11 protein-coding genes are annotated in these 10,094 nt (G+C 69.2%); 1 reads left to right on the forward strand and 10 read right to left on the reverse strand.

All coding sequences use genetic code 11. The annotated features are described in order from the left end of the window. The first annotated feature begins 367 nt into the window (after positions 1-367). A complete protein-coding gene (locus IE239_RS40775; protein ID WP_308435464.1) occupies positions 368-601 on the forward strand; it encodes a hypothetical protein in 234 nt (77 codons plus the stop codon). A gap of 412 nt (positions 602-1,013) precedes the next feature. On the opposite strand, the gene IE239_RS40780 is transcribed toward IE239_RS40775, so the two are convergent. The 10 genes from IE239_RS40780 to IE239_RS40825 all read right to left on the reverse strand — a co-directional run bounded on the left by IE239_RS40780 (position 1,014) and on the right by IE239_RS40825 (position 10,005). Then, a complete protein-coding gene (locus tag IE239_RS40780) occupies positions 1,014-1,463 on the reverse strand; it encodes a hypothetical protein (RefSeq protein ID WP_190154504.1) in 450 nt (149 codons plus the stop codon). A 174-nt stretch (positions 1,464-1,637) separates the two neighbouring features. Then, entirely contained in the window at positions 1,638-2,621 is a 984-nt protein-coding gene (locus IE239_RS40785) for an ABC transporter permease (protein WP_229878787.1), read from the reverse strand. Between the two features lie 118 nt (positions 2,622-2,739). Beyond that, positions 2,740-3,714 (reverse strand): NAD(P)H-quinone oxidoreductase, encoded by a 975-nt coding sequence (locus IE239_RS40790; RefSeq protein ID WP_190154513.1) that lies wholly within the window; start codon positions 3,712-3,714, stop codon positions 2,740-2,742. A gap of 52 nt (positions 3,715-3,766) precedes the next feature. Beyond that, positions 3,767-4,426 (reverse strand): acetate uptake transporter, encoded by a 660-nt coding sequence (locus IE239_RS40795; protein WP_229878788.1) that lies wholly within the window; start codon positions 4,424-4,426, stop codon positions 3,767-3,769. Between the two features lie 100 nt (positions 4,427-4,526). Continuing rightward, positions 4,527-6,845, reverse strand: coding sequence for an FdhF/YdeP family oxidoreductase (locus tag IE239_RS40800; RefSeq protein WP_190154507.1), 2,319 nt, complete (start codon positions 6,843-6,845; stop codon positions 4,527-4,529). Next, on the reverse strand, positions 6,842-7,408 hold the full coding sequence (locus tag IE239_RS40805; RefSeq protein WP_190154508.1) for a universal stress protein: 567 nt from the start codon (positions 7,406-7,408) through the stop codon (positions 6,842-6,844). Before IE239_RS40805 ends, IE239_RS40800 begins: the two co-directional genes overlap by 4 nt. Next, positions 7,405-8,766, reverse strand: a complete 1,362-nt coding sequence (locus IE239_RS40810) for an MFS transporter (RefSeq protein WP_190154509.1) — start codon at positions 8,764-8,766, stop codon at positions 7,405-7,407. The genes IE239_RS40805 and IE239_RS40810 overlap by 4 nt, the downstream gene beginning before the upstream one ends. Further along, positions 8,763-9,197, reverse strand: a complete 435-nt coding sequence (locus IE239_RS40815; protein WP_190154510.1) for a carboxymuconolactone decarboxylase family protein — start codon at positions 9,195-9,197, stop codon at positions 8,763-8,765. The genes IE239_RS40810 and IE239_RS40815 overlap by 4 nt, the downstream gene beginning before the upstream one ends. Before the next feature lie 2 nt (positions 9,198-9,199). Continuing rightward, positions 9,200-9,382: a hypothetical protein gene (locus IE239_RS40820; RefSeq protein WP_190154511.1), complete on the reverse strand. Its 183-nt coding sequence runs from the start codon at positions 9,380-9,382 to the stop codon at positions 9,200-9,202. 287 nt (positions 9,383-9,669) lie between these two features. After that, positions 9,670-10,005 (reverse strand): carboxymuconolactone decarboxylase family protein, encoded by a 336-nt coding sequence (locus IE239_RS40825; RefSeq protein WP_190154512.1) that lies wholly within the window; start codon positions 10,003-10,005, stop codon positions 9,670-9,672. Positions 10,006-10,094: the final 89 nt, after the last annotated feature.

The raw sequence follows: 10,094 nt of genomic DNA on the forward strand, positions 1-10,094 counted from the left end.
AGGCAGGCCGCCTCCGGTGATCACAACCGGCGCGAGACACCACTGTTCGCCGCGAGCATCGCACGCCACGCCCAGGCACGCGTCGGCAAGTGACGTGCGTCCCCGCGACCGGCAGACCGGCTGGACCTCTGGTCCTGAACGGGACCGATATGACAATACCGGGCAGCTGCGCAGTCTGGTGCGGCACAGTCCGATCGTGCCGGGTGTGCGGCGGCTCGATAGCGGCCGCACACCCGGCAGCCGCTTTTTCCCCTGGGCTCTCATCGGGCTCCAGCTCGCGGTGCGTTCATCCGCGGCACATGAAAGGTACGACATGGCTTCGACGCACGAACATGCTGACCACACGCACGGCGAAGGATGCGGTCATATGTCCTTCACTCATGAGGGACACGTCGACTACGCACACGACGGTCATTTCCATCGGCCCGTGGGCGAGCAGACGTACGAGTGCACGAAGGACGGGCACGAACCGCATGGCGAGCATCCGCACGAGCACCACAAGGGCTGCGGGCACGTGGCCGTGCCGCACGGCGACCACGTCGACTATGTGCATGACGGACATCGGCACGCTGCGCACGGAGACCACTGGGACGATCACTGACCGGGGTGCGACAGGCGTCGGCCGGTGAGTGGCACGCCAGTGCACCGCCGCGGATGACCGCGATGTGGCCGTGCCGGCCTTGAGCCGGTGTCCGTCACATGACCACAGCCCTGCGAGGGTGCCCGCTCGGGACAGGCATACAGAGCCCATCCCGAGCCTCGGCACGATGGAGACGGGGCTGCTCGGCACGACCACACCCGGTTCGGTGCGGTGGCAATCAGCTCGGGCTTCTTTCGCGGCGGATGCGTAACCTTCCGGCGCCGTTCACGGACCTCGCTGCCGCGCTTGCGCAGGATCCGGTACAGCGTCGCCTCCAGGCGCAGGCAGACACCTCGGGCGGGCAGCACCACGCAGATCTCGGCAGGCACGTGTCGACGAACTCGCTCGACCGCAATACAGCCGGGACCTTCACCTACTCGCCCGCCGTCAGGGCCCACGGATGCCGCTGGCGCTCCCGCTTCGGCCGCGCCGGGGCGGGAAACTTGCGCGGTGCTGCCTGCACGATGTCGCCCGGCTCGGGCCGACCGGGCTCGGCGCATGCCTGTACCCATCCCACCAGGGACGAGGGGGGTTCCAGGGCCTCGATGCTGGCGGCCTCGAAGACCCCTCCAGCTGCCGACTGCGGCGGCGTCATGGTGGCCGTCACCGCTTCTCGCCCGTCCGTCTCGTCGCTGCCCGTGGGGAGTCGATCCAGCAGCGCGGAGAGTCTTCCCCGCACCTCGATGACGGTGCGGACTTTGCCCAACTCGCTGCGGAGCTTGGCCTTTCCGGCTCCAGGCCGGGCGATCTCCTTCTCTCGCGGATCCGCCTTCAGCCGGCCCGCAGGAACGCCGAGCGCTGCCCTCGCGCCGCAGCAGGGCACCGTTGCCCTGCTTGTCGAGCGTCTCGTACTCGACCAGGATCCTCGTCCCGTACTCCACTCCTCCGAGTACCGCCGCTGCCCGCGTGATCGGGGTGTCACCTGCGGACCCGGGGCCCGTGGTCGTTGGTGTCGGCCACTACAGCACTCCGCCTTCTCCACCCTCGACTCGATGGATCATCCGGTATGACCGGCTTGAACACCTTCGGTAGAGGGGGCGGGACAGCGTCTCCGGCGCCAGACCCAGGAGGTCGTGGCCGCGGCTGTGCACCACACTGCCAGGGTCAGAAAAGGCGTGACGTACTGGTGATCGTTGAAGTAGACAGCTGTGTGCTGGGCGCTGACCGACGCCCCAGGGGGCAACCAGCGGCCAAGCGATCGCGTCGGTTCGGGCAACAACGTCGACGACACGGCTCCGCCCGAGGCCGGATTGCCGACCATGACCAGCAGGAGCCAGGTCGGAAGGATCGCCCATCGGCCGACGAGTACGTGGAACGCGGTGAACACCAGCCCGCACGTGAACATCGTGAAGGCAAGGATCGCCCATGACTCGACGACAGGCAGGTCGAGGACGTGCAGCATCCAGTCGACGACCGCACAGATCGCCAGGGCGCCGAGCGCCGAGTAGCAGGCGATGGCCAGGACCCTCTCATGGAGACGCAGCTGAGCGGCGTGCGCGCTCAGCTGGGCGGCACCGATGAAACCGAGAACGACCGCAGCCAGGGTCATGTAGAAGAGGGCGAGGCCCTGGGGGTCCCCTGCCTGCAAGGGACGCAGCTCGGTGGTGTGCAGCGACACACCGACCGATCGAGCGGCAGCGGGAGCCTGTTGCTGCAGGACGCGGGCCACCGAGGCACCCGCGGCGGGGACCAGTTGCAGCGCCACATCACGGTCCGAACCCGTCTCGTTCCGCACCAGTGCGAAGACCTCCTGGGCATCGACGGCGCGCAGCGCGGAGGCATCGTCCGGGTAGACGCGCACGGCCAGTTCCGTGTTGAGGCGGTCGTCCCAGGCGGTGATGAACCGCTCGTTGACGTGGTCGTACTTCAGTGTCCCCACCGGTACGCGGTGCGGTGTCGGATGGGCGAGGTTGAAGCTGTAGGAGCCGGCAAAGAGACCGGCCGCGACGCCGACGATCACAGTGATGACGATCGCGGGCATGGTGCGTCGGAACACGTCACCGGTGGAGCGCAGAACGCCGCGCCGTGGCATACGGGTCACCACGCCTGCCGCACAGCCGGGGGCCGCGAGGCCGTGAAAGGGAAAACCACAAGGGGGGTCATGGCGTCATCACCACTTTGCCCACCACGTTTCCCTCCGCCAAGAGCTGATGGGCCCGCGATGCCTCGTCCATGGGCACGATGTGTCCGACAACCGGACGGATCCGGCCGTCGGCCACCATCGGCCACAGATGCTTACGCACTGCGTCGACAATCTCCGCTTTCTGGCTGCGGCTGCGGGACCTCAGCGTCGTAGCCGCCACGGATCCGCGTTTCGCCATCAGTTCACCGATGCCGAGGACCGTGGACGACATGTCCCCACCGATCATCACGATGCGCCCGTCCCGGGCCAGGCTGCGTACGTTGCGGGCCAGATAGGGCGCTCCGACCATGTCCAGAATGACATCCGCACCGCGCCCGTCCGTCGCCTCCCGGACGGCGACGGCGAAGTCCTCCTCGCGGTAGTTGATCGCGGCATCGGCTCCGAGCGAGGCGGCCTGGGCCACCTTGTGCGGTGTTCCCGCCGTGGTCAGTACGTGGGCACCGAGAGCCTTGGCCCATTGAACGGCCAGGCTTCCGATACCGCTGGTTCCGCCGTGGACCAGGAACGTCTCACCGGGCTGCAGACGGGCGAGCATGCCGATGTTCGCGTACACGGTGCAGGCGGCTTCGGGCAGGGAGGCCGCTTCCTCGAACGACAGCTCCGCCGGTTTCGCCAACAGCTGGGTCGAAGGCACGGCAACGGCCTGGGCGTAACCGCCGCCGTTGAGCAGGGCGCACACCTCGTCCCCGACAGCCCAGCCGTCGACTTCGCTGCCGAGGGCGCTGATCGTTCCCGAGCACTCCAGACCCAGGAGAGGCGAGTCGTCCGGCGGGACCGGGTAGAGCCCCTGGCGTTGGAGGAGGTCGGCATTGTTGACGCCACTGGCCCCGACCTCGATGACGACTTCGCCGGGTCCGGGCCGCGGCGCATCCACGTCGGCCCACTTCAGGACGTCAGGCGGTCCGGGGTACCGCACGACAACGGCTTTCATCATGGTGTTCATCTCATCTGCCTCGTATGTGGAGTTACTGTTCTGTCGCCGCTCAGGCGGCGTGCTCGGTGCGCGGTGCGCGTTCGCCGATGCAGGACGTGAGCGATACGGGACGTACCCGTCTGTGGTCGAGGTGCTCCAGACGTGCTCCGGGGTCGGCCATGGTGGGGCTGAAGTGTCGGCCCCAGGCGCTGTCGATGAGACCGGCGAACGACGCGTACCAGGCGAGGGCGGCGGTGGCGAACCCGAAGACACCGCCGACGCGGGCCGCGGTGTCGGACTGCGCGAACTGCGCCAGGGACAGGAGCGTGAACGTGATGGTCGCCAGCAGCGCACCTGTGATCCGGAGCGTGGCGATGGTCAGGTACAGCGTCAGCACGGCCCACGGCAGGATGAACAGACCGGTGGCCACGTACGCTTGGTCCGCCGGCAGGGTGCCTGCGACGAACCGGCCGTAGAGGGCGTAGGCCATCCAGAAGGCGCCGTAGGAGCAGAAGGCTGCCCCGCCGAACGTGGATCCTTGCCTGAACTCCGCAGCACCGGCGATCAGTTGGAAGACACCGCCGAAGAAGAAGGCGAGAGGGAACACGGCGCGCGTGAGGGCGGGATCGACGCCGACGTGGAAGAAGCTCAGCATGAAGGTGGCCGTACCGAAGGCGGCCAGACCGAGGGGTGCCGTTTCAGCCGTGGCGCGGGGGGACGGGGTGGACAAGGCGACTTCCGGAGGGTGCGTTCGGTGTGAGGGAGAGGAGGCCGGAGGGGTCAGTGACTTCCGATCCGGTCCCCGTCGGGGAGGGGAATCTGACGTCTCGTCAGGCCGCATCCGGTCGCACGGCGGCCGTTGCTGCCGGAGTGACGGTGATCTTGACGTGTTTCATGAGGGGCTGGTCGCTCTGTGTGCTGTAGTCGCCGATGGCGCACAGGACGTTCATCTCGGGCATGTAGCCCGCCGCGCAGCCCTGCGGGATGTCGTAGGGGACGGCGAGGAAGCCGTTGAGGCCTCGTTCGGTGCCGTCCTTGGCGGTGGAGACGATGTCCACCGGGCCGAACGCACGGATTCCGCGCTCCCGCATGTCGTCGGTGTTCATGAAGACGAGCGTGCGGAGATTCTTGATGCCGCGGTACCGGTCGTTGTCGGAGTAGATCGTGGTGTTCCACTGGTCGTGCGACCGGATCGTGGCCAGGACCAGCGTGCCGGTGGCCGGAAGGACGTCGGGCAGCTCGGCGTGCGAGAACTCCGCACGTCCTGAGGAGGTGACGAACACCCGCTCCCGGGCGGGCTGATGGAGGCGGAATCCGAGCGGCCGGCGTACGCGCCGGTTGAAGTCCTCGAACCCCTCCAGGGCCTGGGCCATCGTGTCCCGGATGCGGTCGTAGTCGTCCGCGTAGTCCTCCCAGGGCGTGGAACTGCCGGGGAGTGCGGCGCGGGCCATCCCGGCGATGATCGCCGGTTCGGACCGCAGGGCGGGGGACGCGGGCCGCTTCATTCCTCGGGACAGGTGCACCATGCTCATCGCGTCCTCGACGGACACGCTCTGCAGACCGCTCCGCTGCTGATCCTTCTCGGTTCGGCCGAGGCAGGGAAGGATCAGCGCTCGGCGGCCGTGCACGAGATGGCTGCGGTTCAGCTTGGTGCTGACCTGGACCGTCAGGTCGCAGTTCCGCAGACCGGCATACGTGTACGGAGTGTCGGGGGCGGCCAGGGCGAAGTTGCCGCCCAGACAGACGAAGACCTTCACCTCGCCGCGGTTCATGGCCTCGATCGCGCCCACGGTGTCCAGACCGTGGTCTCGGGGTGGGGTGAAGCCGCATGCCTCGCCCAGGCGGTCGAGGAACGCGGGAGAGGGCCGGTGGTCGATGCCACAGGTGCGGTTGCCCTGGACGTTGCTGTGGCCCCGCACCGGTGACGGGCCGGCGCCCTCGCGGCCCAGGTTTCCGCGCAGCAGGAGGAGGTTGACGATCTCCCGGACGGTGTCCACGCCGTGTTCGTGCTGGGTCAGCCCGAGGCACCAGCTGATGATGGTGCGCTCCGAGGCCAGATAGATGCCGGCCGCCTTGGCGATCTCGTCACGGCTGACTCCGGACTGACGCTCGATGGTCTCCCACGATGTCGCCTCGCACACCGCGCGATAGGCCTCGAAGCCGCTGGTGTGCTGCTCGATGAAGGCCTGGTCGACGGCCGAGGGGTCGGCACGTGCGGCGTCCAGGACGGCCTTGGCCATGCCGCGCAGCAGGGCCATGTCTCCGCCGATGCGCGGTTGCAGGTTCAGGGTGCTGGTCGGGGTGGCACGGAAGCGGGCCATCTCCATGAACTCGTGCGGGACGATGGTGCTGCCCGCGGCGGCCTCGATCATGGGGTTCACGTGCACGATCTGTGCCCCGCGCCGGTGGGCCTCGGCCAGTGAGGTCAGCATTCTCGGGGCGTTGGAGGCGGCGTTCACACCGAAGACGAACAGTGCGTCCGTGGACTCCCAGTCGCTCAGGTCGACGGTGCCCTTACCGGTTCCGATGGATGCCTGGAGAGCCCGTCCGCTCGCCTCATGGCACATGTTGGAGCAGTCCGGCAGGTTGTTCGTGCCCAACTCCCGGGCCAGCAACTGATACAGGAACGTACCCTCGTTGCTCAGCCGTCCCGACGTGTAGAAGGCGGCCTGGTTCGGGTCCTCGAGAGCGCGCAGCGTCTCACCGACCATGGCGAACGCCTCGTCCCACCCGATGGGCACGTACCGGTCGATCGCCGCGTCGTAGACCATCGGCTCGGTCAGCCGCCCCTGGTTCTCAAGGTCGAAGTCCGACCACTCCATCAGCTCCGACACGGTGTGCGCCCCGAAGAACTCCCGGTCGACCCGCTTGCGGGTCATCTCCCAGGTGACGTGCTTGATGCCGTTCTCGCATATGTCGAGGTGCAGGCCCTTGCGGTCGTCGGGCCAGGCGCACCCCGGGCAGTCGAACCCGCCGTTCTCGTGGTTCATGCGCTGGATGGCGCGTGTGCCGGCCACCAGACTGTGCTCCCGCATCAGGAACTGCCCGACGCTCTTGGCGGCGCCCCATCCGGCGGCGGGATGCGGGTAGGGGTGTTGCTCCGGCGTCCGGTCTTCGGAACCGGTGCCGTGGTCGTCGTCGGTGGTCATCGTGCTCCTTCTTCCCCTGGCTTGTGTGTGGGCCGACCGGCGGGAGAAGCCGCACGGCATCCGGCGTCGTCCGGGTGGTGCACCCCGTGAACCTCCGGCAGCGAGGCGGGAGTCGGACCGGGTGGCAGGTCGTCGCCATGGACGATCAGAGTGGGGCAGGCTGCGTGCTCCGCACACGCGGCGCTGACCGAACCCAGCAGGAGCCCCGCGAACCCGCCGTGGCCCCGGCTTCCGAGGACGAGCATCCTCGCCCCCGCGCCGGCGGAGAGGAGAGCGGCCGTGGCGGGCCCTTCGAGCACCGTGAGCCGAATATCCGACGGCTGGTCGTCACCGAGCACCTCGGCGCAACAGGCGGTGAGCATGGCTCGCGCCTCCGCGACGGGGTCCCAGTCGTCCGCGACGCCGGTCCAGGAAGGGGGGTTCTGCCAGACCGTCACGACCTCCAGGACACTCCCTGTCGTCCGCGCCATGAAATGCGCCCAGGCCAGAGCCCGTTTCGCGGACGAGGAGCCATCCACACCGACGACGATCCGGGGTGCGAGAGAGGGCACGGCTTGCGTCATCGGTGTTCGTCTCCTTTGTGTGCCAGGGTGCTGACCTTCGGCGCAGGACCGTGCCCGGAAAGGGCGCCTGCGCGGCACGCGTCGGCGCACACGTCGACGGCCACGTCACGGCCGCCGGGCGCACGCCCCGACACGGCTTCCTGCACGGCAGGACCTCTCGCCCGCGAGGACTCGAACGTGCTGATGAGAGCCAGCAGCGCGAGAAGCATCACGGCGGTCCCGTACGCGTAGGCGGCCCGCGCCACTCCACCGCCGTACACGACGATCGCTCCGGCCACGACCGTCGGAAGACCGAAACCCAGATACGAGATCACGTACATGACCGACAGGAGCCCCGACCTCTGGTGCGGCTCGGCAAGGGGGATGACGGTACGCACGCCACCCTGGAAGCCGGCTCCGAACCCGACGCCCGCGACCGCTGTGCCGGTGAAGAACAGCCCCGCCGATCCGACCGTGATCGCCATCAGGGTCAGGGCCACGCCGGCGATGAGGGCCACGGTGCCGATCTGCATGGTGGTACGTGGTGCGGCGGACCTCAGCACCAGGACGGTCAGCGCTCCGCAGGCCGTGAGAGTGAACAGCGCCAGACCGCCCAGGAGTGCTCCTTCACCGGTGACGACGCGACGGACCAGTGCCGGGCCCAGCGAGCCGTAGAACCCCGCCAGGGCCCAGACGGCCAGGACGACCGGAGCGACGCGCAGGAGCGGGCCGCGCGCCTGCGCCGGCACGGTCCAGGTCACGCGCAGGGAGCGCAGTGCGCCCGGTGCGCGGGCCGCCGTCTCCGCCATCAGGACCACCCCGACGGCCTGCAGGACGTAGATACCGAGAAGGATGTGGTAGACGAGACGAGTGGGCTGCGGAGCGTAGGCCACCAGCAGCCCCGAACCCAGGGCGCCCATGGCGGTCCCGGCAGCCGGCGCCACCGCGTTGGCGAGGGTTCCCGCGGAACGCCGGATGTCGATCATGCCGGCGCCGACGGCTCCCACGGCCGTGCCCGTCGCGAGTCCCTGGAGGATCCTGGCGCACAGCAGAGCGGGCACGCCGTCAGCGCCCGCGAAGACCACGACGGCCGCCGCCTGGACGGCGATGGAGCCGAAGATCACGGGCCTGCGGCCCACATGGTCCGACAGCGAGCCCACGACGAGGAGCGCCAGCAGGACGGCCACCGCGTACACACCGAAGATCACCGTGGTGGTGATCGGCGAGAAGTGCCACTCCTGCTGGTACGTGGCGTAGAGCGGGGTGGGCGCGCTGGCCCCCGCGAGGAAGAAGACCACCACCGAGGCCTGAAGGCTGAACGCCGGCCAGGGACCCCACCGCCGGGGCGGTGGGACCACCCGGCCCTCCACTGTCGTCATCGGGACTCCTGTTGTGCGGAACACGCGAACGCGATCGTCGGATCGAGGGGGTATGGAGGTGGGCCTACGGCCCCGTACCGTGCCGTCTGCCGCGGTCGGTCCGGAAGCGTCGGTGCCGCGATGGCCGACGCCGAGATGGCTGCTGGGAAGCCCGCGTAGAACGCGATCTGCGTGATGAGCGCGCCGAGTTCGGCCCGCGTCACGCCGTTGGCGACGGCGCGCCGCAGCTGCGCGGGCAGTTCCTCGGGGCGGTGGAGCGCCACGGCCGCGGCGATGGTGGCGCTGCCGCGGTCCCGGGGACTGAGGGTGAGATCGGCCCACACCTGGCTGTAGAGCGGGTCCTCCACCCGGTCGGTGAGAGCAGGGGGGAAAGCGCGGGCCATCTCCCGAGGCGAGGGGGCGTCGAGGCGGCCTGCCGGCTGCGTGGTCATCGTCAGCTCCGGGCGAGTGCGTGGCGTTCGATGCCGGCGGCGAAGTCGGGGATCTCGCGTCGGCAGCGGTTTCCGGAGGCGGCCTGCCGGGCGGCCGCGGCCTGCTCGAAGGTGACGCCGTTGACCTTGTTCAAGGCCGTGGAATCGGTCGCCGGATGGCTGGTGACCTTGTTGGTACAGGTCAACGTGCCGTCGCCGTTGTCCGCGGCCGAAAGGTCCCTGATCCCTCGCCGGCGTGGTGCTGGATCACCGGTCCGATGCCGGTCATCTCCACGCTGAACGACGTCGGTCGGCCGTCGTCGCTGGAGCGGAGCGCCTGGCAGGAGGCAGGCTTCCGGGCCCACGGGCCAACCGTCCGGCTCTCGTCTGTCGTCATCGGGACTCCTGCTGCGCGGGACGCGCGGAAGCGGCCCTCGACGTACGGGGATGGACGGCAGCGGGCGGTGGCCCGTGGGACGCGGCGTGTGCGTTCTCAGTCCAGGAGCGTGCGGGCCGCGATGGCCGAGGCGCTGATGGCCGCGGGGAAGCCCGCGTAGAACGCGATGTGCGTGATGATCGCCCCGAGTTCGGCCGATGTCACGCCGTTGTCGACGGCGCGCCGCAGTTGCGCGGGCAGCTCTTCGGGGCGGTAGAGCGCCACGACCGCGGCGACGGTTGCAATGCTGCGCTCCCGGGGACCGAGCGCGGGATCGGCCCACACCTCGCTGTACAGGGGGTCCTCCACCAGATCGGTGAGGGCCGGGGTGAAGGCACGGGCCATTTCGCGGGGCGACGCAGGCGTGGAATGCGCGTCGGGCTTCGTGGACATCACGAGGTCCGTGCCTGGGCGTGGCGTGCGATGCTCGCGGCGAACAGTGGTGTCTCGCGCCGGTTGTGATCACCGGAGGCGGCCTGCCG

The organism is Streptomyces humidus (assembly GCF_014649655.1).
Classification (GTDB): Bacteria; Actinomycetota; Actinomycetes; order Streptomycetales; family Streptomycetaceae; genus Streptomyces; species Streptomyces humidus.

Coding starts and splice junctions, on each gene's coding strand:
- IE239_RS40775 (WP_308435464.1), top strand. CDS start 368: ATGTCCTTCACTCATGAGGGACACGTCGACTACGCACACGACGGTCAT.
- IE239_RS40785 (WP_229878787.1), bottom strand. CDS start 2,621: ATGCCCGCGATCGTCATCACTGTGATCGTCGGCGTCGCGGCCGGTCTC.
- IE239_RS40790 (WP_190154513.1), bottom strand. CDS start 3,714: ATGAAAGCCGTTGTCGTGCGGTACCCCGGACCGCCTGACGTCCTGAAG.
- IE239_RS40800 (WP_190154507.1), bottom strand. CDS start 6,845: ATGACCACCGACGACGACCACGGCACCGGTTCCGAAGACCGGACGCCG.
- IE239_RS40805 (WP_190154508.1), bottom strand. CDS start 7,408: ATGACGCAAGCCGTGCCCTCTCTCGCACCCCGGATCGTCGTCGGTGTG.
- IE239_RS40810 (WP_190154509.1), bottom strand. CDS start 8,766: ATGACGACAGTGGAGGGCCGGGTGGTCCCACCGCCCCGGCGGTGGGGT.
- IE239_RS40815 (WP_190154510.1), bottom strand. CDS start 9,197: ATGACCACGCAGCCGGCAGGCCGCCTCGACGCCCCCTCGCCTCGGGAG.
- IE239_RS40825 (WP_190154512.1), bottom strand. CDS start 10,005: ATGTCCACGAAGCCCGACGCGCATTCCACGCCTGCGTCGCCCCGCGAA.